Consider the following 24287-nt stretch of genomic DNA (forward strand, 5'->3'; position numbering starts at 1 on the left):
TTTTTCATATTTATGTAGCAAAATCACAAAAAATATTGTCTAATAAATATAAATATATTTTGTAAAAAGTCTGATCCCTCTTAACTTAAAATCATACCGAACAACGTATGGGGAGGAAATTGGAACCACCAGATCCATGCTGTGCTCTATCTAAATTCATAAAACAGGAGGATACAAGATGGCAGAACAAAAGAAAAGAACTCATTCCAAAGAGAAACATCCACAGAGATCACAACATAGCAGGAGCCGCTCTAAGACACCGCACCCAAACAAAACACAGACCAAGGCACGCCGCCCCAGAATGGCTTTTCTCATCACTGGCGGCATCCTCTGCCTGCTTGTACTGGTATACATAGGTGTCTCTTTGTTTTTTACCAGGCATTATCTTCTTCACACAGAGATTAACGGAGAGGATTTTTCCGCGAAGACAGCTGCGGATGCAGAAGACTATCTGAAAAAGCAGGTACAAGACTATGTTCTGACCATCCAGGAAATGGGAAACCAGACAGATACGATCAAAGGCAGTGATATTTCCCTTGTATACAAAGAAAATGACCAGTTGGAGAATATCCTAAAGACACAAAATGCGTTTTCCTGGCCTCTGTCCCTCTTTTCCAGAAAATCAGCCAGCATTTCCATTGAACTGTCCTATGATAAAGAAGCTCTTGATACTGCCATCGGCACACTTAAGGCAGTGACGGCAGAGCAGACTGCCCCCAAATCAGCACAGCCTAAATTCGACGGAACCCAGTTTGTCATTGAACCGGAGACATACGGAACAGCCGTTGATATGGATGTTTTGAAAGAAAAGATCATCTCTTCCATCATGACGTTTGACCAGGAGATCAGCCTGGAAAAGGAAAAATGCTACGCGGTTCCTGCATTTACCGCTGAGTCAGATCAGGTAAAACAGGCCTGCTCGCAGATGAACCAATATTGCAGGGCCAGCATCACATATCCGATGAAAGAATCCGTAGTCGTGGATAAGGCACTTATTTCCCAATGGCTGACTGTAGACGACAAGATGAATGTGATCTTTAATGACACTGCTGTCAAAGAATGGCTCAGTGAATTTGGCAGCAAATACGATACCGTAGGAACTGAAAGGACTTTCACCACCCCGACCGGAAAGAGTGCGTCCGTGAGCGGCGGAACCTACGGATGGTCCATTGATGAGGATACAGAATTCGAAAACCTGAAAAACAGCATTAAAAGCGGAGAGGTGGTTACAAGAGAACCCGCCTATTATATCGGAGGTACTGCTGCCTCACATGCCATGCCCGACTGGGGGAATACATACGTGGACGTGGACTTAAGCGAGCAGCACATGTGGTATGTACAAGACGGTGCCGTTGTCCTTGAGACGGATGTTGTTACAGGAGAACCTACCCCCGAAAAAATCACGCCAGAGGGAGTCTTTTCCCTGCAGGATAAGAAGGAACAGGAGGTTTTGGTAGGCAGTATCAACCCTTCTACCGGAAAGCCTTCCTATGAGACCAGGGTAAACTATTGGATGCGCATCACCTGGGATACCGGAATCGGGCTGCATGATGCCACCTGGCAGAGCGCATTTGGCGGCACCAGGTATCAGATCCCCGATGTTGGTTCCCACGGCTGCATCAATATGCCGCTTGACCAGGCAGCCTCATTATATAATTTGATAGAGACAGGCACACCCGTTGTCGTCCATTATTAGCATCAGGGATACTGTTGTTTCCGTGGGACAGTATCCAGGCTGATCCACAGATTTTCCACGAGCATTACCTAACCTTTTTTAACCCTCTATCCTTTTATGCCCAGCTATAAGTTTCTGCTTGGAGTAAATAGACTTATTCAGATTAAATATGTAGGCAAATGCGCACACCACAAAAAACTGCGGGAGGTATTCAAACCCAAAGACCTCCGCTCCGATAAACACAGGTGCCAGGAAAGTATTCGTGGCGCCTCCAAATACACCTGCATACCCCAGTGCAGCCGCAAGCTCTGCAGGCATCCCTGTTATCCCGCTAAGAGAAACTCCTAAGGCTGCACCAATGGAAAACAAAGGAGTAACCTCCCCACCCTGGAATCCGGCTGCCAGTGTTACGATCGTCAGTAAGAACTTTAAGATCCAATCATAGGAGAACACCTTTTCTCCATAAAAGCAGGCATGGATCAGATTTGTCCCCAATCCGGCATACCGTCCTTTATAAAGCAGGAGCAGCAGTACACTTAAAACGGCTCCCGCCACAGCAATGCGCACGACCGGATGCTTCCAGAGTTTTGCGAGCTTGGTCTTCATCCATTTCAATGACCAGGCAAACGCTCCTCCGGTAATTCCAAACAGAATTCCCAGCAGGACGAGTCTGCCAGTCACAGGCAGAGATAGATCCACCTTTGCAGCCAATCCAAATGAAAACTTCTCAAGCCCCAAGAAATGTGAAGTGGTACTGGCTGTAAATGCCGCCGTAATTGCCGGAAGCAGTGCCTGATATTCCATTGCCCCGGCAACCAGGACCTCCATCGCAAAAAGAACCGCGGCCAGGGGTGTTTGAAAAAGCCCCGCGAACCCGGCGGCCATACCCGTCACAAGAAAAATATGAGAACTGTTACGCAATGGGACTTTTCTTCCCACCCAATGCGAAAAGGCAGCTCCGATCTGCACCGCAACCCCCTCTCTGCCCGCGCTTCCGCCAAACAGATGTGTGATCCAGGTACCTGAGATAATAAACGGAATGAGCTTCAAAGGAATGGCCTCTTCTTCCCCATGTCCGACCTCGAAAATCAGGTTCATCCCTTTGCTGCTCTTCCCGCCGAATTTCAGGTAAAAAAATGCCACAAAGGCCCCTCCCAGTGCCAGGAAAGGGATCAGCTGTACCGGATGCCCGTCCCGGAAATCCGTAATCGCTAATAAGACCTCCCCGAATACTGCATCGATCCCTCCGATCACCAGTCCGATCGGGACACCCAATACCCCCAGAAGCAGCAGCTCCTTATATGTCTGAAAAGTCCTATGTAACCTGTCACGCATTTTAGTGATCTCCTCTCTCCCTTTAGATATGTCGTCACTGCAAAGAAAAATCCTGCAGACAATCATATCTACAGGACTTCTTTAAGCTCCCCGAGTTGGGCTCGAACCAACGACCCTTCGGTTAACAGCCGAATGCTCTACCACTGAGCTATCGAGGAATATATTCATTTATATATCAGGAAATAATTCATCCTGATAAAGTGGAGAATACGAGATTCGAACTCGTGACCTCCTGCTTGCAAGGCAGGCGCTCTCCCAACTGAGCTAATCCCCCATATAATCTATTTGTTTTTGACAGCTTTTATAAAATATCATATTCTTACCATTTTGTCAATATATTTCCTGATTTTTTTAACTATTTTGCCCTGCGGTAATATTTGTATCATGTGTGCGTGGGAACTTACCGGGCTTTTACTTAAAGATTGGTTGAATATCTCAGCTTCCCTCTCAGCTTCCCTTCACGGATAATATTCGGTTTATTTATGGATATTATCTTCCATAAACGGTTGATATGTGGATAGTTATATGCTATATTAAAGATAATCTAATCATACTTAATGTACATGTGTCACAGCATGCTCTTTAATGATAACTTTTTTGGATGGTACGGTTGGCTTTATTTTAGAAAGGGAGTATTATCATGACGATTGATGAGATGAAAGAGCGAAAAAGAGAGCTTGGCTATACTTATGTTCATATTGCCGAATTATCCGGTGTCCCGCTGGGCACTGTGCAGAAGATTTTTAACGGGACCACTTCTTCTCCCCGGTATGAGACACTGCGCGCGCTGGAGCAGGTACTGCGCACACCTGTGGACTCCTTTGTACACGAGGCCAAGTCCCCCTATCTTACAAAAAAACAGGGAGAATACACCCTGGAGGACTACTATGCGCTTCCCGATGATACCAGGGCTGAGCTGATCGACGGTGTTATCTACGATATGACCGCACCTACTTCAGCACATCAGCTGATCACCGGATTTATATTTGCACAGTTATTTAACCATGCAGCGGCCCACAAAGGGGACTGTCTTCCTATGATTTCCCCTGTAGATGTACAGCTGGACTGTGATGACAAGACCATGGTTGAGCCGGATATCCTGATCGTGTGCGACCGCGTTAAGATCATCAACCGCTGCGTATACGGCGCCCCGGATTTTGTGATCGAGGTGGTCTCCAAGTCCACCAAGAAAAAGGACTCCATCGTCAAGCTGCACAAGTACCTTGATGCGGGCGTCCGCGAGTATTGGATCATTGATCCTATGAGGAAGAAAGTCATTGTCTACGATTTTGAACATGATGAATACCCGGTGCTTTACGGATTCGATGCCAAAGTGCCTGTCCAGATCTGGAATGGCGAATGCGTCATCGACTTCCGGGAAGTATATGAACATATCCATTTTCTCTATGAGAGAGATTGATTTTTAAAAGGGGCAGCCGCATTCCTGCGGTCACCCCTTTTTCATTCATATCCTATATTCACTCTGTCTGCATCTACTCTGCTGCTTCCGGTAAGACTACGCCTGCGAGACTTTCTGCCTCACCCTGCTTCTTTACCGTTTCCCCGGTCTCCTCTGTAAGCCCGTATTTGAGATAAGTAGCGATCCCGCCCAGTGCAAAGTATACAAGGGTGATCGGGAAGGAATAGTATTTATACATCTCAACGGTAACACTTCCGGTGAAGAATACTGCCAGTGTCAATACTGCTAAGGCTCCCAGTACCACATAGGAGATTCCTGCCGCAGCCTTCTGTGCTGCCGCATATCTCGGTACTCTTTCCGGCTCTTCGTCTTCCACTTCTATCAGCTTCTCCAATTCCATCTGTACTGCCTTTTCTTCCGCCTCCTGCTCTTTATAATCTGCACGTGCTCCCATCAGATTAGCCAGGATGACATAAGAGATCATTGCGATCAGGTAAGTCGGCAGGAACAAAAAGTAAGAATGGATCACCTTGGTCACTGTTCCGAAGACTACAAATGCCAGTGAAAGTCCCCATGAGATCAACGCTGCATAGTTCATCTTCCAGCCTTTGAACTTAGACCAGTATCTGGTACCACCCAGTTTAGGAATGATCCAGTGCTCCGTAAATACGATCGCTCCGATTGCCGGAACCACTAACACGATGATATTTACGATCGCCATAATATTTGCTGTGATAGGGAAGCAGGCTGCGATCGTCATAACCACACCTACCGCATAGGTCAGCTTCTTTATGGATACCTTTCCGAATATTGTCTGGAATGCCAGGCTTGCCCGGTAAATGTTCGGGTTAGCAGTTGTCCATCCGGCGATGATCACTGCCAGCAGACCTGTTCCACCCAGCACAACGCTGGTAATCGCTCCTGAATCTAATACCAGAAGGGACTTGTTCAAAAGGATCGCCGCTGTGGCACCCATGACTCCGGCACTTCCCCATGCGAAAAAGTGTCCGACAAACATCCCATAAGAGGTTACAAAACCGTATTTTGCACTTTTTGCATAACGGAAAAGTGCCATGTCATTCAGTCCGCCATGGTAGGCCAGGTTACACATCCACGCAAATCCGATGACATGCAGGATACTAAGCTTCTGGCCGCCTTCCATGACCTGGCCGTTCCATACGCTGGTATTCAAAAGATTCATAAAGTCGGTAAAAGAGTGAACCCCGCTTCCTCCGGTCGCTGCCATCAGCTGTGGGATACCCACAAAAATACCTGCTGCAAAGACAACGATCATCCATGGTGCACAGACAGATGAAAACTTGGCAACTGCCTCAAATCCGTTCGCTGCCACCAGTGTTACGATAATTCCCAGTACCACCACAACTGCGATGAATTTGATATCCGTAGGATACCACTCGGTCTGGATCGCGATCCCGAATATTTCTCTGACCGCCGACGCAGATACGGTCAGCATGGAAGCTGCCATGGCTATGGATGCCAGTCCCCAGACGAAATTATAGATCTTCTGGATATATGGTCCCAGTGTCTTCCCCAGATAAGAATACAGTGTCACTCTCGTATCGACTGCGATCGGTGCACAGATCAGCGCATATGTCAGTGTTGCCAGTATATTTCCGATGATCAGGCCGATGAAAATATCCGTCGCCTTTACCCCCCAGGTTACTAAGGTCGCCCCAATTACAAATTCTGTCGCGGCAATATGTTCTCCTCCATAGATGCCGAAGAAATTCCCAAGCCCGGATAATCTTTTCTTAGCTATGGGCCTGTCTTCTGCCGGTATGGCAGCTGCTTTTGCTCTGTAGTCCATCTTTCTTCCCTCTCCTTTGTTCTTATGATCTACAACTAAAACCTACAAATTACTCTGTCCGTTCTTTGATGTAATCAAATCTTAACATTGGATCTTTAGATGAACTACCGTAAAATATTTCGATATCCTGTAAAATATTTTCCTCATGAAAATTTCAGAACCATACTTTTCGTCACCGTTCTATAATTTTTCTTTCCAATATGCGATGTTGTCCGACCCGATAAACAGCGGTTTCCCCAATACCACCTGGCTTCCTCCGTTGGCCGCCTGCGTGATCTCAAATTCTTTGCCATGTTTCGTTGTAAAGGTTTCCCCTACCCTGCCTGATATGTATCCCTCCACAAGATTTACGGACACATAGGCAGACAGACGGCCCATTTCCCTGGGATTCCACAGATACAGATAGGGACAGGGCTTATCCGTTCCCACATATTGGGCTATATCAGAAGGAATGCCCAGTCCCGTGACCTTCACCTGTCTGTCCGGGGCCTTTGAGACTACCTGACAGGCTGCCTCGATGCCCACCGCCGTTGGAGAACAGATCACCTTCAGGTCAGGATGTTCCTTGAGCAGCTTTTCAGCCGCCTTCACAGAGACATCATAATCGTCGTTTCCGTACACAATATCCACCAGGCGCATGTCCTGATATTTTGCATTTTCCAGCTCTGATTTCATGGCATTGATCCATACATTCTGATTTGCTGCCTGGCTGGTAGAGGATAGGATGGCCCATTGCCCTTCCTGCCCCGCCATATCATAAACCGCCTCTGTCAGCGCCTTTCCGACTTCTGCCTCAAGCGCCTGATTGACAAATACCTTCCTGCTCCCGGCATTGGAATCAGAATCAAAGGTGGAGACCTGAATTCCCTGTTCCATGGCTTCTGCCAGGACCTTTTCCAAACCATCAGAATCATTGGCGGCAATCGCGATCGCGTCCACCTTTCGCCGGATCAGGTTTTCCACGATCATGATCTGAGACTCTGCAGTCGCGGATTTTGGCTGTTCCACCAGACAGCTCCCGCCCTCTTCCTCGATGACCTCCAAAAACCCCTGCACGATCAGGTCGTTGTATTCATTTTGTGCAGACTTTGTGACAATGGCATATGTCTTTCCTTCTTCTTTACTGCTGCAGCCTGCCGTCAGCAGCATCCCTGTCAGCATCACTGTCATGAAGACTAAGGCCGCTGTTTTCCTGTGAAGGCTGTGCCTTTTCCATATGATATTCTGTATGATATTCCTCATAATCTGCTCCCATTTCCGGTATCCTGATATAAACATCGGTTCCCTGACCCACCGTACTTTCATAAGTAAGTCCGTAAGAAGCCCCATATAACAGCTGAAGCCTGCGGTGGGTATTGTAGACTCCGATCCCTGTTCCTCTTCTGCCCTGTACTTCCCCGGCACGGTCTTCTCCTGTACCACTTTTTCCTGCGCGACTTTCATCCGCATGCTTCTCCCCCGTCAGGATCCGCTTAAGCACCTCCGGCTCCATCCCCACTCCATCATCGGAAATGAGGCAGACCAGATCTGTCCCCTCACGCCAGCCGGTAATGACGATATTCCCCTGTTTCTCTGGTTTTCTCATGATCCCGTGCAGGATCGCATTTTCAACAATGGGCTGGAATGTCAGCCTGGGGATCATTAAGGACAGCATATCCGGCGGAATATCGATCAACAGGCCGATCTTATCGTCATAGCGCATATTCTGAAGCTCCACATAGAGCGACACATGCTCCAGCTCTGTCTCCATCGTGACCGCCGCATTTTTCTTACTCAGGGTCAGCTTGTAAAACTTGGACAATGCCTGGATGGCTTTTCCGGCCTCTTCTTTTTCGCCTTTCTGGGTATGCCAGTTGATCATATCCAGTGAATTGTATAAAAAGTGAGGATTGATCTGTGCCTGCAGCGCAGAAAATTCTGTAAGCCGCAGTTCTTTTGCTGTTTTTTCCTTTAACTCCAGCAAAGAATTGATCTCATCTGTCATGTAGTTATAGGTATGCACCAGGTTCCCGATCTCATCCTTCGTCTCTCTGACACTCTGGATCCGTTCCGGTCTGTTGAGCCTGACCTTCTGCATCTGTTTCACGACTGTAGAGATCCGCTTTACAAAAGAGCCTGAAAGACGGTATGCCACGATAAACGCGAGGATCACAACTAACAGGTACAGTCCCAGAAACTGAAAGATCAGTACCTTTCCTTTTTGCATGACAGTACTGGACGGGATCACTGATATCATATACCAGTCGCTGTTATCGATCACATGATACCCCAGATAAATCTTCTGCTCCAGAAAAGGTGCCGTCACAAAATTATTTTCTGTCTGGGTCAGTTCCTTGATCCTGTCCAGCTCTGTAAAATATTCTCCTGTCAATGCAGCGTCGGATGCCGCGATCAGAGTGGATTTTTCATTGAGCAGGTACGCGGCACTGTCATTCACTGTGATATTCTGGCTTAAAATGTTCTGAATTTTTTCCTTAGAAAAGTATACCGCAATAAAAGCCGCATCTTTCTCCCCTTTTCCGTATGGAACGCGGGTCATATAAGCCAGCTCCCCATTTTCCCTGATCTCTGTGGGTGACAGGTAGAGAGACGGACAAAAAAGCGACTCTTCCTCTGTGGTGCTTAATATTCCATACCAATAAGAGCTTGTCATTCTCTCCAAGGGCTGGAAAACAGGCGCCTCTGCCGTATTAAAATCGGAGAGCCTGTGATAAGGCGCATCATAATAAATCCGAATGTCCGTAATAAGCTCCTGGTCGGTCATCGCTAGTATGGTCTGGTAATAATTCGCGATCTTCTGTTCATCCACCTCCTCCACGGCAGATAAATCCCTCTCTTCCTGGAACAGTTCCCGGGTGACCTGGCTGTCCAGAATGGAATTTGCTGCATAGACGGCCTGGCTGAGCGTTGCCTTTAAGGTATCGCTGGTCTGCACAGAAAGAGTCTGCTCCGACGCGATCATATTTTTAATGACCATATCATAAAAGCTGGAATATAAAAAAATGGACACCAAAAGCAGAGGAATGATCACGACCACCAAATGTGAGATCGTCAGCTTTTTCCTCAGCCCCATGTCATCCGTATAATATTTTATGATTCTTTGGAATGGACCGCTCATCTTAACATTTTCTCCCTGTACTCAGAAGGGGTCAGCCCCATTGCCTTTTTAAAAGTCTTGCTGAAATAATTTCCGTCGCTATACCCCACCCTGGATGAGATCTCGTTGATGGAATACCGTAAGTCCTCTAGCAGCTGCTTCGCCAGCTCCATTCTAAACTCTGTAATATACTGATTCAGCGTCTTGCCTGTTTCGTTTTTGAACAGTGTACAGGCGTAGCTTGGGGAAAGGTGGGCGTATTCACTGATATCCTTGACGGACAGCGCCTCATTGGAAATATTTTTCCGGATAAAATCTTTGATCCGGAAGATCACGGGATTCTCGTGTTCCCCCTCTTCCAGCGCATCGAATAATTCCTCGATCTGCCGGCAGAAAATCTCATGAAGCTCCTTAAGCGTCTTACATTTCGAGATTCTGCCCCAGATCGTGTCATTCACATCCGGCACATTATTCTCCGGCAGGATCTGATTTCTGTCCAGGGCATTCTCCAGCTGCATAAAATACTTATAATAAATATCCTTTACCTGGCCTGGCAGCATGGTGCGGCAGTCATAAAGACTTTGCCAGACACAGTCCGCCACTTTAAGGGCCTGCTCCCGATCCTTGGAGGAGATCACCTCACGCAGCTTTGGAGACATATCCGTCAGGATCGCCTGAAACTTTTCCGGCTTTCCCTCCCTGAGAACAGTATTTTTCTCATTGAAAAATCCTCTTTGCAGAGCTGCCGCAGCACTGTTGTAGGAAAGAAATACCTTCCTGATCCCACAAACTCTCTTCCCGACAGCAATAAAGTAATCACCGAAGGCTCCTGCTGTCTGACTCAGGATCTCGATACACCTGTCAAAGCCCTGCTCATAGTCCGCATGACCGCTGTAAAAATGTACCAGGAGATAGAAATCGTTTTTATAGGCATACAAAATCTTATGTCTGTGGAGCTCTGCGGCCCGGGAAAATTCTTCCAGGGCATTTTTCAGCTTCTGCCCCGGCATGTCTGAGATCGGCGTCATAAATTCTACGATACAGGTCGTAAAATATGTATTCTCACTGACGGGGAGCTTAAGCTCCGCCAGCATCTGCGCCGCCTCTTCCTGAGACTTTCCGTCCTGCGTAATATAGACTGCCAGTCTGCTGCTTTTTTCCTGATACTGCAGAAGCTCCGAATGCCTGCTGCGCCGGATCTGTTCGATATTTTTTACAGCCTCCTCCACAGCCTCTTTCACTTCTAAATGATTGATCGGCTTTTCCACATAACTGATCGCTTTCAGCTTGATCGCCGCCTTTAGGTACTCCTTGTCAGAATATCCGCTCATAAAAATAATACAGGTGTCAGGATACAGCTCCTGTATTTTCTCAGCCATGGTGATCCCATCCATACGGGGCATGCGGACATCTGAGAGGATGATCTCCGGCTGATGCCGCTTCACAAGCTCCAGGCCATGCAGTCCGTCATCTGCCAGATATACCTCATCAATATGCAGTTCTTTCCAGGGGATACTTTCGTACAGGCCGACCCTGGTCAGCTTCTCATCATCTGCGATCAACAGCTTCATTCCTGTGGTTCCTCCTAAAGCGTTCTATCATCTTTGCATTTGATTTTACCACATAACTTGAAATTATTCTATCTCCATAACTTTAGGGTCATTTGAGCAGCAGTACCTTCTCCTCCGGGATCTTTAAATAATCCGGCATGCCTTTCTGATCCAGTATCTCCCACTGACCGCGCTGTACGAACCAGCAGATTTCTTCCGCATTCTCCCTGGCACCCTTTAGAAAATATTTCCTCTCAAACTGCAGCTCTGCCGCACTTCTCACCTTCACGGGGATACAATTTTCCTCCTTCTCCCCCCAGACAGGCACGAACTCATGGGCACGGACACCGATATACCGGATCTCCTCTGCAACCTTCCGGTTCATCTCAATTGAAATCCCCCAGTCAGGCACCTCTATCATATGTTCTCCTGACCGCCTTACTTCCGTGATATTCTTGCATCCCGTAAGTCTTGCCGCAGCCTTCCACCGGGGATCCTGAAAGATCTCCTTGGTCTTCCCGAAGCAGACTGCATTTCCCGCATCCATGATCAGCAGCTCATCACTAAAACGGTAGATCTCATCCCTGCTGTGGGAAACAAGAATGACCGTCCCTGCATAATCCGCAAGCATCTCGATCATTTCCTGCTGCAGCCTGTCTTTCAGGAACACATCCAGAGCCGAAAAGGGTTCATCCAGAAGAATGACATCCGGCTCATACGCCATGATCCTGGCGAGGGCCACTCTCTGCTGCTGGCCTCCTGACAGATCCCCGGGCAGACGTTCACCAAACCCTTCCAGTTGAAACTTTTTCAGCATTTCCTCCACCCGCCGGCCCTTCTGCGCTTTCGTTCCTTTCAGTCCGGCAGCAATGTTCTCCTTTACTGTCATGGTCGGAAACAATGCATAATTCTGAAACAAATATCCTACGTTGCGGACCTGTGGTTTTAGGTTTACTTTTCCGGAAGAATCATATAATACCTTTCCGTCAATCATGATCCTGCCCTGATCCGGCGTCTCGATCCCCGCGATGCTTTTTAAGGTCATACTCTTGCCGCAGCCGGACGCTCCCAGTATCCCGATCCGCCTGCTCTCACTTTTCAGGCATACATCCAGGGTAAAATTCCCCAGTCTTTTCTGTACTCTAATATCAACAGCCATTCCTTACTTTCTCCTACCACCGTTTTACATGCTTCATGTTCCTGCCGCTTAACAGGTTCATCAGAAAAATAATGCCAAATGCGATCAGTATGACGATCACGACCCATACCCCTGCGGTCAGGTAATTTCCATCCTGGATCACCATGGCGATCCTCTGGGAAATGGTTCCCGTCCTGCCCGGGATATTTCCCGCAAGCATGGAGGTTGCACCGTATTCACCCATGGCCCTTGCAAAAGTGAGGATCGTTCCCGACATGATCCCCGGCCCTGCCGAAGGGACCGCCACCTTCCAGAAGATCCTGCTCTCGCTCATCCCAAGTGTCCGCGCCGCATAGATCAGGTTCACATCCATCTGCTCAAACGCCGCCCTTGCATTACGGTACATCAGAGGAAATGCTATGACGGTCGCCGCAATGACACATCCTGTCCAGGTCTGAACGATCTTGATGTCAAAGGTATCGAACAGAAACATCCCAAGCGGCCTTCTTCTGCTGAATAAAAGCAGGAGAAAAAATCCCGCCACCGTCGGAGGCAGTACCATTGGCAGGGTCAGAATCCCGTCCACGACTGCTTTTACCCTGGGGCCTGCCTTCAAAACCTTTCTTGCCGCAAAAATTCCCAGGAAGAAAGAGAAAATGGTAGCCACAACTCCTGTTTTTAATGAAATATATAAGGGACTCCAGTCCAGCTCCTTTAAAATCTGCAGTATTTCCTCCATTTTTCTTTCCTCCCTGAGTGATCTCTGTCTTATGTTATCATTTCCTTCGATTATACTTGGCTCAAATTATATTTATCTTAGATGCCCTTTTCCTCAGATTATATTTCCCTTAGATCTTATCTCTCCACATCAGTATCGAAATAATAGGAAGCGAAAACATCCTTTGCCTCATCCGATAAAATAAATTCATAGAAATCCGCCGCTGCCTTTGCCTGCAGCTCATCTGCTTCCTCATTGACCACCTGGCAGATCGGATAGATCACATTTCCGGTCAGATCATAACCTACCGTTTCCAGAATGTCCAGGTCGTCTTCATAGCCATATGTGTCGGAATAATATGTGGTCCCGACCTCACAGGAGCCTTCTGTTACTGCTGTCAGCACCTTGCTTACATTATCCTGCTCGCTGATCTGTACACCTCCCAGCGCTTCTGATATCTGCCGTGTGGTGATGGCATCCGGCTCGTCTGTTTTTTCCAGGATCCCCAGATTTATCAGTGCCTGCCTCGTATACTTTCCGACCGGAACACTGCCGCCGGCCAGGGCGATACTCTTAGCATCCTTTAGATTTTCAAGCCCTTTTACTTTCGTGCCGCTGTCCTTTAAGGTTACGACAACGACCTGGTTATTCAGCACATTGGCCCTTGTCCCTTCCTTTACAAGTCCGTCTTTTTCCAGGGTATCCATCTGTTTCTGCGCCGCAGAGAAGAAAAGGTCGCACTCATATCCCTCTTCGATCTGTGTCAGGAGCGTGCCAGAGCTGTCCGCATTGTAGGTGATCTTCACATTGGGCTGTTTTGCGTGATATTTATCCGCAAGCTCGGTCATCACCGTATTCAGGCTGGCCGCGATGAATACCTGGATCTCCGTCTCTCCAAACTGCTCTCCCGCGGCATCCTTCTGATCCGATGTGTTCTCTTTTGACGTATCCTTTGTGCTGTCTTTGGTACCCTCAGTCTTCCTGCCATTGTCTGCCTTTTTGCTGTCAGCTGTCTTTTTGTCAGATGAACTGCATCCCGCCAGACTGAATACCATCACCGCCGCCATCATTGCTGCCAAGACTCTCTTTTTCATGCTTTTCTCCTTTTCTATGACAGTTTTTCTTCCATAGATTCCTTCTTAATTTATTCAAGCGGAATTTCGGCAGCCGCTTTGCTGCCCTCTCCGATTTTGAGCGTTATATTTTTAAAAACATTACGGTCAGAGAGAAAAACAGATGAACAGATCTGTAATTCTCCGGCAATACTTCATCCTGCCCGGACTATGAGCTGATTATGCCTCTTCCGGCGAAATGAGTTCCACTTCATCTCCGGGTTTGATATGCCCGCCATGAAGCACCTTTGTGAACACGCCTTCCCGCGGCATGATGCACTCACCCATTTTTTTGAAGATCTCGCAGTGGCTGTGGCACTCCTTCCCGATCTGTGTCAGCTCCAGCAGCGCGTCTCCGATCCTGAACCTGCTGCCAAGAGGAAGTGTGCGCAGGTCATACCCTTCTACGATCAGGTTTTCCCCGAATGCCCCAAAATCAACGTCAGCACCCTTTTGACGGAACGCTTCTATTTTCTCGAACGATAAGAGGCTGATCTGGCGGTGCCAGTTCCCACCGTGTGCATCACCTTCGATCCCCCATCCCTCTACAATATTTGCTTCCTGAACCTCATGTTTCTGTGTACCACGCTTCTCACTGATACAGATTCCTAACACTTTTCCCATGTCCCTATCCTCCTATTTTTACCATCTGCCTGCTTTCTGTGATAGAATCCACCTTCTCAAAGCAGTGCATTTCCGGCTTCTTACTGATCGTCAGTTCTATAAGTCTTTTGACTTCCTCCAGATCTCCCTGTCTCACCGCATCCCGCAGGGAGACTGACTCCTGGTAACACAGACATGCCTTTAATTCTCCGGTGGAAGTCATCCTGATCCGGTTACAGCTTCCGCAGAATTTGCCGTGGATCGCACTGATGAATCCGATCCCGCCCTGGAATCCCGGTATCTGATAATATACTGCCGGGCCATTCCCATGCCTTGCCATATCCGGCTCCATCTGTGGATAACGCTCCTTCATCTGCTTAAGCAGATCACTGTTGGAGATCATTCTGCTCTTTTTGCCGTATCCGATCGGCATCATCTCGATAAAACGCACATCCAGGCGCTGGTCTTTCGCCAGATCCATAAGCCCCTTCCACTCGTCCTCATTCACACCACTTTGGAGAACGGTATTGATCTTCACACGAAGACCCTTGGCAACTGCGCTTTGGATCGAAGCTTCTACACGGTCTAACAGATCAAAGCCTGTGATCTGTTTGAATTTCTCCGCATCCAGAGTATCCAGGCTTACATTGACCCCATCCACTCCTGCAAGGATCAATCTGTCCAGCTGTTCCTTCAGCAGGATTCCGTTCGTTGTGATCGTAACCTGCTCCACCCCCGGTATCTGTTTTATGCTGCCGATAAGCTCCGGGCAGCCTTTCCTCACAAGCGGCTCGCCACCGGTGATCTTAAACTTATTGATCCCAAGCGACACGGCCACACGACAGACGGTCTCGATCTGCTCATATGTCAATATCTCATCCATGGGGATCCACTCGATCCCGTCAGGCATACAGTACCGGCAGCGCAGGTTACAGCGGTCCGTGATCGAGATCCTCATATAATCAATCGTTCTCCCATAAAGATCCTTCATATTCTATGCCTCCGCTTTTCCAAATCCACAGTTCGGGAATGTACATACCGGGCAGGACAGACATAATCCGCCTTCCCCCAGACAGCTTAAGTCCTCTGCTTTTAACTTCTCGTCGCACATCAGCCGCGGCAGGACCAGATCAAAAATCGTCCGTTTCGCATACATCACGCAGCCCGGCAGTCCCATGACCGGGATCTTCCCGTCGTAATATGACAAAAGGAACATCGCTCCCGGCAGTACCGGTGCCCCGTAGGTGATGATCTCCGCTCCCGTGTTCTTGATCGCCAGCGGTGTGCGGTCATCCGGGTCCACACTCATCCCGCCTGTACACACCACCATGTCACATCCCATCTCCAATAATTTCATGATGGCCCCTGTGATCATCTCATGGTCATCATTGCAGATCTCATGCCCCAGGATCTCAGTATCATATTCGGCCAGTTTTTCCATGATCACCGGGGTAAATGTATCCTCGATCCGATGGTGGTACACCTCACTTCCTGTTGTCACGATCCCCACCTTCTTGTGGCTGAATGGAAGAACTTCGAATATGGGAGTCTCCCCTGATGTCTCCTTCGCCCTGTCCATCTTTTCCTTTTCAATTATAAGAGGGATCACTCGTGTCCCCGCGATCTTATCTCCCTTTTTCACAGGGAAATTCCCATGTCTGCTTGCGATCATCATCTCTCCTAAGCTGTTCACCTTTTTCATCCGCTTAGAATCTACCTTTAATAATCCGTCACAGTCCGCGATCAGTTCGATCTTTCCTTCCTTTGCCTGTGTCGGATGCATGTTTGCGCCCTGGCAGATCTCCCTCAGAACCTCGGCAGCCTCGTTCTCATGCAGCATGCCTTCCTGCTTTTCCCATATGTATAAGTGCTCTTTTCCTACAGACAGCAGCACAGGGATATCCTCTTCTGTCACCACATGGCCTTTCCGAAATACCGCATCCTTGGTCACACCTCGGATGATCTGGGTGATATCATGGCATAAAATCTGTCCTGCCGCATCTTCTGTCCTAACTAATTTCATTGTGTTTTTTTGTCCTTCCTTCTAACGTCAAAGCGAATATTCCAAAATCCGCCTCACTGCCTCCTCATAGCCTCATAGCAGACATCACTGCTTATCGGCGGGAGGTTAGGCTCTGAATCCTTTTCCAAAATATTTTTGATAAATCTTTTCGGTGCTCTTTTGTACCTCTTCCAGCATCTGTCTGTAATTCTCAAGCAGCATTTTCCCTTCTTCGGTCAGCTGGGAGCCTCCGCCCCCGGCCCCTCCGGCCCAGCGCTGCGCAAGCGGAAAGCCCAGCTTACGTTCCGCCTCTTTTACCATCCTGCTCCCTTTACTGTAAGAAAGGTTCATCTGGAGACAGGCCTCCTGCAAAGACCCGGTCTGCCCGATCAGTCCCAGAAGCTGGTAAACACCCGGCCCGAAAAACGCCTTGTCTGCGATCAGCTTGACCTGAACCTTGGGCCGTATCGGATATCCTTCCCCTCGCTGGTAATTCCACTCGATCAATTCCTCGTATTCCTCTTTTGTATCAACATCCCGGCAGACGCCCTCGTCCTCCACCTCCACATTCGTGATCGGGATCCCGGACTCTCTGACCGCTCCCCGCAAGCCTTGATCTCCCTGATAAGCACAAAGCTGATCAGCTGTATCACTGGACAGAATGATCGGATGACCTGATCTTTCATGATAAACTGTCCTGACGACCTTTGCATCGATCATAAGTACCTGCCTCATGGTCTCGGCTTTGACCGCCGGTATGTCCGCAGGCATAATTAAGATTCGTTCGCATTCTCCTGATATCGCACGGATCCCAAGAACAATGGAATCAAACATTTGCGTTTTTTCATACCGTTCGTTTTTTACAAATAGTACGCCCGTATGAGAAAGATGCTCCTCCAGTTCCTCGGCACGATATCCTGTAACTACTACAATAGGATCCACTTCAAGCTTCTGAAGCATGGATACCATATGGAGTGCAATTGTCGAGTCTCCAAAGGGGAGCATCGGCTTGAATCCGTCCATCCGGGATGACAGTCCGGCCGCTACAAGAACCGCTCCTGTCTTTTTCACACCCTCACCCCCATTGCCTATTTTTCATTAGTGGTTATATTATACAAAATATTATACAAAAAAGGAAGTAGTATGGGACATATTTTACAAACTATTTTCCCATACTACTTTCCCTTATAACTTATAGGCTGCTAAAGCTGCTCTTTTCCGCCAAAGCGGCCCTGCAGTTCTTTTTATAAAATGCAATTCCATAACAAAATACCCTCTGGTATCCGTCACGGACCAATTCCTGCTCATAATGTTTCATTTCAATCTGGCTGACGGCCTCAAGACTTTTTCCCTCCATCTCACCATAACTGGATGCTGCTTTCAGTTCCAGGATCATGGCAGGCTTTGACACATCCAGACTTTTTAGACAGATATCATATCTGCCGTCTCCGGCTTCCCTGTTGGAATATACATAGTAGTCTTCCATTCCCTTTAAAAGCCCAAGTATAAAACCATGATAAAAGTTCTCTTTGCTGTCATAGAAACTGATACTTTCCCTTAATATCTCAGTAATCGTTTTCTCGACTCCGGCCGCATCCCCCCGGATCATACTTCTATAGAATGGTGTTAGATCCTTCTGTCGGATGTTCCTGTCAAACCAGGCAAGTACCGTATTTTTATAAATGTACTTTACCTCCTCATTCGGAATCGCCATAGAAATATAACGCACATTTCCTTCCAGCCGTTCCTTCGTTTTCTTCAAATATCCCGTAAAAAACAAGAAGTTCCACAGGTTCTCCTGCATCTTATCTGCACCGATATCCTCATATGTGATATCTTCATATATCGGCTTCTCGATACTTTCACCCTCTATTAATGACTCCAGCTCCTGCTTCACCTGGATATCAGCTCTCTCTACTAGTGTCCGTACGATACTGTTCGAACTGGTATTTGACCAGAACGGCTGTGGGAATGTCTTTATATCCACCCATGCCTGTTCCACATAATTGACCACACTCCATGGATTGTACACTTCCGTTTCTCCAAACAGATAGCCGTCGTACCACCTTTTTACGATATCGGTGCAGCAGGTCCTGTCATAGAATTTCAGCATGTCCAGTACCTCTTTTTCCGTAAAACCGAAATGCTCCGCATACGCTGTATTCGTTATAGAAATAATCTTAAGGTTGTTCAATCCGGTAAAGATACTTTCCTTGGAAATCCTCAGGCAGCCTGTGATCACTGCAAACTCCAGATTTTCATTGGTCTTTAATGCAGACTCAAACAAAGAGCGGATCACCGGAACCATTTTGTCATAAAAGCCGCCAAAATAAGAGCTTTCCAAAGGCACATCATATTCATCGATCAGAATCACAGACTTCTGCCCATAATATTTAAACAGACATGCCGAGAGGAACATCAGTGCATCCAGATAATCTGCTTCCGATCCCTGTACATCACGTATATCCAGGAAACGCCTTTTTTCTGATTCCGTCAGTTTATCTGACTTAAGGATCACATCATGCCGTCTAAACTCTTCTGCAATCATTTTCTTCATCTGTATATAGGATAATTCAAAGGTGGCCTGTTTCATAGACTTAAGTGAAAGATTAATCACCGGATATTGTGATATATGCCTCGTATAAGCCTCGTCTTGCTCCATAATCTTCAATCCGTGGAAAATATGCTCCGCATCGCAGTAGTCTCTTTCAAAAAAACATTGGAGCATACTCACATTGAGGGTCTTTCCGAACCTTCGAGGCCGGGTGAACAGATTTACCTTTCCCTTCATATCCAGCAGTTCTTTTATAAACAAAGTCTTATCCACATAATAATAGCCTTTTTCTATCATCTCCTGAAAGTTATCAACGCCTATAGGCAGAGGCTTAAATGCCATATTATCACTTCCTTCCGGTCAGCCATTTATATGAAAAAAGTATACCATACCTTTCCAACGAAATGTATATATTTTCGTCGGCATTATTTTCACCTTTGTTTTTACATTACAGTTCACACGTCTTCATATACGATAGACAGCGTCTTTACACATACTTATTCATAAACTCCGCGCTCACCTGAAAGGACTTCACCGGAGACTTCTCAATCCAGTTCTTATGGCTTTCCAGTATGACTGCCTCCACACCATACTTTTTCGCAGTCTCCACCATGGCTTTTAAGTTCATGTTACCGTAACCCAGCTCCATGCTGTCTGACTTTAGGATCGACCCTGTCTTTCCCTTCACTCTCGATCCCCGGTCATTGATATGGTACAGCTTCATCCTTTCCCCCAGCCGTTCCATCAGTGCCAGGGCATCCACCCCCGCTTCTGTGGGCCAGTAGGAATCGAATTCAAAGTTCACATATTCCGGGTCCGTTTTTTCTAAAATCAGGTCATACGCTGTCTTCCCCGGTTCTACCTTCCGAAATTCACAATTGTGATTATGGTACAGCAGGGAAACTCCGCCCTTTTTTAGAAGTTTTCCTGCTTTGTTCAGGTTTTCGGCCAATTCTAATACCGCGGTTTTATCCGAATAATCGAACTGGTGCATTCCCGTGATCACGATATATTTCGTATGAAATGTTTTCGTTTCTTCTATGATTCCCTCGGGTGCTCTGAGAATGCTGCCTAAATCCTCGTGAATACTTATGACTTCCAGACCGGAAGCAGCGATCAGCTTCTTCCAGTCCAGATTTCCACTCTTTCCCATGGGCATGCCTGCCATCCGTGTGAGAACGCGGACGATCATCGGCATCTTTTTGATCATAAACCCATTGAGTTCAATTCCATTATATCCGGCGGCCTTCATCAATCTCATCGTTTCTTCCGCCTTTTTCTCCGTCCCCATTACGGTACGGAGCTGAAACTGCTGTACTGCTCTGATCGGCATCGTTATCCTCTCCTATCTGCTGCCTGTTAATACTGTTCAGATCTTTTATATCTACTCGGGTTTTTTAATCTGCTGCAGTGCATGGTTGAGTCCCTTAATCTGTTCCGGGGTCACTGCATCCTGCGCCTGTTTCAGCATACTTTCCAGAGTCATACCGGCCATCATCTTAAGCAGATTCGGATTATCCTTCACGCTCTCTGCCACATCTCCACGGCTTGCCGCAGCTCCCGCTATCATCTGGCCGACGATCGCCCCCGTCTTAGGATTGCTGTTTAGAACTGCAAGCGTATCCTTAATGGAGAAATACCCTTCTTTAAAGTCTTCCTTATCAAACCAGTTCACGATTCCGCCGTCCTGGATAAAACGGTACTCCGGATTCGGTTCGTCCACCTTCTTTATCGTGATCCTGTCTGAAACTGTGCCAGTCTTTGCTTCCACACAATGCTCCCCGGAGATCGGTAGCTGGAACCTGAAGATATGTTTCCCAGTCTGCGTCTCCACTAATTTCCCATCTGCATACAACGTTACTTCCGGCTGATTCGAATATACCTTTACCTCTGTTGTATCCTCTGCCCTGTCCGCATAACGTCTGCCGCAGATATGGACGAAGGGCTCACTGCTCCAATGTGCTTTATACAGATAGAAGGCATCCTTCCTCAACTGACGGTCCATCGTCACAAGCCCCTTCTGATTCACTCCGTGCTTACCGCCCTCATCCCGTCCGTCTGCCGCAAAATCAAACAGGTTCCATACATGGGTCGCCCACAGATACGGCCGCTGCCCGATCATATCCAGAATATGCTCATGGTATACGCACTGATAACTTTCCGTGTAGTCCCCCTTTTCCGGCTGAGCGGACTGGAACGACGGATTGGCATCCGCACCGTACTCTGAAAAACCGATGCAGCGGTTGGGATATGTCTGGTGGTATTCGTCAAAGAAACTGTCATTCTGGGAAAGCTCTCCCAAATACCACCCGAAATACAGATTGTAGCTGCCGATATCCGGTATTTCCAGCAGCAAACTGTCAGTTTCCAGCATAAATACATGGGCCATCGTGGTCGGTCTCGTTTGATCCAAAGAGTGGCACAGATCATTCAGCTGACGGTGATTCTCAAGCAGCGCCTCCGTGACTCCGCCGCTGGCAGTGATCTCGTTTGACAGGCCCCAGCAGACGATCGACGGATGGTTGTAATTCTGGATGACCAGCTCCCTCATCTGACTCAATGTATTTTCCACCCCGTTATCCATATGCAGTGTGATATATGGAATCTCAGCCCACACGATCATCCCCGCCTCATCGCACAGATCATAGAAATACTGACTGTGCTGATAATGGGCAAGACGGATCGTATTCGCTCCGATCTCCTTTATGATCTCCATATCCTCCCGGTGCATGTCCGGTGTCAGGGCATTTCCCGCGCCCGCCCGGTCCTGATGACGGGATACGCCGCGCAGAGGATAGCTGCGTCCATTCAGGAAAAATCCCTCCTGGGGGTCAAACCGGATCGAACGGCATCCAAACCTCGCCGAGATCTCATCCCCACTGTCTAACTTCGCCTGTACGGTGTAGAGATACGGGTCTCTGATCCCATCCCAGAGATGTACCTGCTCTAACGTGAGCACAGCCCTGACATATCCGTCTTCAACAGAGGTCTCCACAGACTGTCCGTCAATCATAAACACTGCGGACTCTGCAGGCCCTTCTGTCCATGCCTCCACAGTAACCTCGGCACATCCTGACGTAAGATCCACCTCAGGAGTCACCTTGATCCCCGGTCCGCCTGCATATCCCAGAGCAAAATGAGCCTTGGGCACGATCAGAAGATTGACCTCCCTGTATAATCCGCCGTAGAACGTAAAATCTGCTTTCTGCGGATATACTCTGTCATTATCGGAATTGACCACAGACACGGCCAGTATATTTTCTGCCTGAAGATGATCTGTGAGATCGACACGAAATGTAGAATATCCCCCTTCATGCTTCATAAGTAATTCTCCGTTCAGCCAGACATGTGCAGTCATTGCCGCTCCGGTAAATTCCAGCCAGGCCTCCTGTCCCTCTTTTAATTCCGGTACTTCCAGTTTCCGGGTGTACCAGCAGGTCCCCCGGTAATAATCATTTCCGCCGTCCTGTCCGTCCACAGCATTCCATGTATGGGGAAGACAGATCTCCTCCCCGCACGCATTGACCGCTGCCTCTGCATCCGGTGCAGTCTTCACAAACTTCCAGCCGGCATTTAATAAAATACTTCTTCTCATCATTTTTCCTTTCCGAATGATATGATAGCAGGGTCAAAATACCTTGCCCCGGCATCACGATATTTTTAGTATAAAACCTTTTTACTGCAGGATATTCTTAAGCTTATGCCTGCTCATACTTCTGCATAAATTCTTCCTTCGCCGCAGTTTTCTTCTCCTGAATGTTCTTCTGCACTTCCACCATCTTTTCTTTGGAAAGTGGGCTGAACTTCATTGCCGCCAGTGTGCAGATCCATCCGATGATCGGCAGTCCATAATATAAGAACATCGTCATCACAAGGATCGGTGTGGTCGCCTGATCCGTAGGCTGCGGCATCACGGTCCGGAAACCGATCAGTGCAACACAGCCTGCTGCGATCGTAGAACCAAGTGAAGAAATACATTTATCAATAAAGCTGTATGTGGCAGTCACGGCTGCCGGAAGAAACTTTCCTGAGCGGTCCAATTCATAGTCAATGATATCCGCACACATGGCTCCTGTTGCAGTAGTAATACACATTTTAGACCCATTTAGTGCAAATGTTAAGAGGAAAAACAAAATGGTCGGCACAGCTGCCACGGTCACCTGTTTCAGATCTACAAAGCTGCAGAATAAAACACTGATGACAGCCACAACCAGGGCCACCCACGTCCATGTCACCATAGACTCTTTGTTTCCGTGTTTTCCGGCATATTTTGCTCCCAGGATCGCGAAAATAATAGATGGAAGCATCGCAATGACACTGATCAAGGTTCCCAGCTGTATATTGCCGATCAGAATACCAAACAGCATCGTGCTTACAACTGCCTGGCTTCCTGTCTGCTGAGCCAGCTTATCGGAAGCCGCTGAGACGATATACATCTGCATGGCACGGTTTCCTTTTAAAAGTCTTGCCATATCACGCACGGTTACACGCTCTTCTTTCCCTTTTACAGAGATTCCCCGGAAATTTTCCGGCTTATCTGCGCCGGACACTCCCACACAGCACAGAAGCACCAGTACAAAAGATACTCCCACACAGAAAATACTATTTACACGCAACATCGGCACGCTGTACTGATTGCCGAACTTGGGAAGGATCACCATGGTAACCACCAGAGACATCATCATCGGAACCAGATAGTTATATACAGTTCCCCATACGCCAAACATCGGACGCTGCCTCGGGTCATTGACCATGACCGGTGCAATGATATTTCCGGTGACACTATTGATCGTATATCCAATGACGTAGACCATATACGTCAGGATAAAAAACACGATCCCATGATCCTTCCCGCTTCCCCAGTTAAACATCATCATGACTGCCAGGCTTTCGATCAGCCATCCGGTCAGCAGGAAAATCCTCAGCTTTCCGAACTTTGTATTTACCTTATCGATCACCAGTGCAATGATGGGATCTGTGATCCCGTCAAAAACCCGCGTTGCTGTTAAAATGATCCCGGCCACTGCCACGGCAATACCGTAACCTGCATTTGCAACGTAGCTCGCCATCCCCATCAGGACATAGAAGCACATACTGGCCCCGGCATTCATCTGCGCAAGCGCGATCCGCCAGGTCTTCACGCGGCGGTACTGTACGCCGTCAATCTCACTCTGTGTCATTTTCTTTTTCCTTCCCATGACTCTTCCTCCACTCCTCTTACTTCCATTTTCTTCTGATCGATAAACCGTCTGCGG

General features: G+C 47.8%; 18 protein-coding genes and 2 tRNA genes. 2 read left to right on the forward strand and 18 right to left on the reverse strand.

What is annotated here, in order from left to right; genetic code table 11:
* Positions 1-178: 178 nt before the first annotated feature.
* Positions 179-1696: a L,D-transpeptidase family protein gene (locus AC4OGX_RS03455; RefSeq protein ID WP_493328460.1), complete on the forward strand. Its 1518-nt coding sequence runs from the start codon at positions 179-181 to the stop codon at positions 1694-1696.
* Positions 1697-1774: 78 nt separating this feature from the next.
* Here the strand turns inward: AC4OGX_RS03455 and AC4OGX_RS03460 are convergent, their stop codons facing one another.
* From AC4OGX_RS03460 to AC4OGX_RS03470, 3 genes are all read right to left on the reverse strand, one after another.
* Positions 1775-3010 carry a chloride channel protein gene (locus AC4OGX_RS03460; RefSeq protein WP_493328461.1) on the reverse strand — a complete coding sequence of 412 codons (1236 nt, stop codon included), beginning with the start codon at positions 3008-3010 and terminating at the stop codon, positions 1775-1777.
* Between the two features lie 86 nt (positions 3011-3096).
* Positions 3097-3168, reverse strand: a tRNA-Asn gene (locus AC4OGX_RS03465).
* A gap of 43 nt (positions 3169-3211) precedes the next feature.
* Positions 3212-3284: transfer RNA gene (locus tag AC4OGX_RS03470), tRNA-Ala, on the reverse strand.
* 366 nt (positions 3285-3650) lie between these two features.
* Here AC4OGX_RS03470 and AC4OGX_RS03475 point away from each other — a divergent pair.
* Positions 3651-4430: a Uma2 family endonuclease gene (locus tag AC4OGX_RS03475; RefSeq protein ID WP_493328462.1), complete on the forward strand. Its 780-nt coding sequence runs from the start codon at positions 3651-3653 to the stop codon at positions 4428-4430.
* 73 nt (positions 4431-4503) lie between these two features.
* Here AC4OGX_RS03475 and AC4OGX_RS03480 read toward each other — a convergent pair whose 3' ends face one another.
* From AC4OGX_RS03480 to AC4OGX_RS03550, 15 genes are all read right to left on the reverse strand, one after another.
* Positions 4504-6258 (reverse strand): purine-cytosine permease family protein, encoded by a 1755-nt coding sequence (locus AC4OGX_RS03480; RefSeq protein WP_493328464.1) that lies wholly within the window; start codon positions 6256-6258, stop codon positions 4504-4506.
* A 180-nt stretch (positions 6259-6438) separates the two neighbouring features.
* On the reverse strand, positions 6439-7428 hold the full coding sequence (locus AC4OGX_RS03485) for a substrate-binding domain-containing protein (protein WP_493328465.1): 990 nt from the start codon (positions 7426-7428) through the stop codon (positions 6439-6441).
* Positions 7379-9376, reverse strand: a complete 1998-nt coding sequence (locus AC4OGX_RS03490) for a sensor histidine kinase (RefSeq protein WP_493328466.1) — start codon at positions 9374-9376, stop codon at positions 7379-7381. The genes AC4OGX_RS03485 and AC4OGX_RS03490 overlap by 50 nt, the downstream gene beginning before the upstream one ends.
* Positions 9373-10926: a response regulator gene (locus tag AC4OGX_RS03495; RefSeq protein WP_493328467.1), complete on the reverse strand. Its 1554-nt coding sequence runs from the start codon at positions 10924-10926 to the stop codon at positions 9373-9375. The genes AC4OGX_RS03490 and AC4OGX_RS03495 overlap by 4 nt, the downstream gene beginning before the upstream one ends.
* An 88-nt stretch (positions 10927-11014) precedes the next feature.
* Complete coding sequence (locus AC4OGX_RS03500; RefSeq protein WP_493328468.1) at positions 11015-12064, reverse strand: sulfate/molybdate ABC transporter ATP-binding protein; 1050 nt, start codon at positions 12062-12064, stop codon at positions 11015-11017.
* Positions 12065-12077: 13 nt separating this feature from the next.
* On the reverse strand, positions 12078-12782 hold the full coding sequence (gene modB, locus AC4OGX_RS03505; protein ID WP_493328469.1) for a molybdate ABC transporter permease subunit: 705 nt from the start codon (positions 12780-12782) through the stop codon (positions 12078-12080).
* 116 nt (positions 12783-12898) lie between these two features.
* Positions 12899-13855, reverse strand: coding sequence for a molybdate ABC transporter substrate-binding protein (modA, locus tag AC4OGX_RS03510; protein WP_493328470.1), 957 nt, complete (start codon positions 13853-13855; stop codon positions 12899-12901).
* A 198-nt stretch (positions 13856-14053) separates the two neighbouring features.
* Positions 14054-14497 (reverse strand): MOSC domain-containing protein, encoded by a 444-nt coding sequence (locus AC4OGX_RS03515; RefSeq protein WP_493328471.1) that lies wholly within the window; start codon positions 14495-14497, stop codon positions 14054-14056.
* Between the two features lie 4 nt (positions 14498-14501).
* On the reverse strand, positions 14502-15467 hold the full coding sequence (gene moaA / locus AC4OGX_RS03520; RefSeq protein ID WP_493328472.1) for a GTP 3',8-cyclase MoaA: 966 nt from the start codon (positions 15465-15467) through the stop codon (positions 14502-14504).
* Positions 15468-15470: 3 nt separating this feature from the next.
* Positions 15471-16499 carry a molybdopterin-binding protein gene (locus tag AC4OGX_RS03525; protein WP_493328473.1) on the reverse strand — a complete coding sequence of 343 codons (1029 nt, stop codon included), beginning with the start codon at positions 16497-16499 and terminating at the stop codon, positions 15471-15473.
* Positions 16500-16604: 105 nt separating this feature from the next.
* A complete protein-coding gene (locus tag AC4OGX_RS03530; RefSeq protein WP_493328474.1) occupies positions 16605-17549 on the reverse strand; it encodes an NTP transferase domain-containing protein in 945 nt (314 codons plus the stop codon).
* A gap of 121 nt (positions 17550-17670) precedes the next feature.
* Positions 17671-19374, reverse strand: coding sequence for an AAA family ATPase (locus AC4OGX_RS03535; protein WP_493328476.1), 1704 nt, complete (start codon positions 19372-19374; stop codon positions 17671-17673).
* Between the two features lie 145 nt (positions 19375-19519).
* Positions 19520-20365: a sugar phosphate isomerase/epimerase family protein gene (locus AC4OGX_RS03540; RefSeq protein WP_493328478.1), complete on the reverse strand. Its 846-nt coding sequence runs from the start codon at positions 20363-20365 to the stop codon at positions 19520-19522.
* A gap of 51 nt (positions 20366-20416) precedes the next feature.
* Entirely contained in the window at positions 20417-22627 is a 2211-nt protein-coding gene (locus tag AC4OGX_RS03545) for a glycoside hydrolase family 2 protein (RefSeq protein WP_493328538.1), read from the reverse strand.
* Positions 22628-22730: 103 nt separating this feature from the next.
* Entirely contained in the window at positions 22731-24230 is a 1500-nt protein-coding gene (locus tag AC4OGX_RS03550) for an MFS transporter (RefSeq protein ID WP_493328479.1), read from the reverse strand.
* Between the last annotated feature and the right edge of the window lie 57 nt (positions 24231-24287).

Source organism: Faecalicatena sp. (assembly GCF_058819085.1).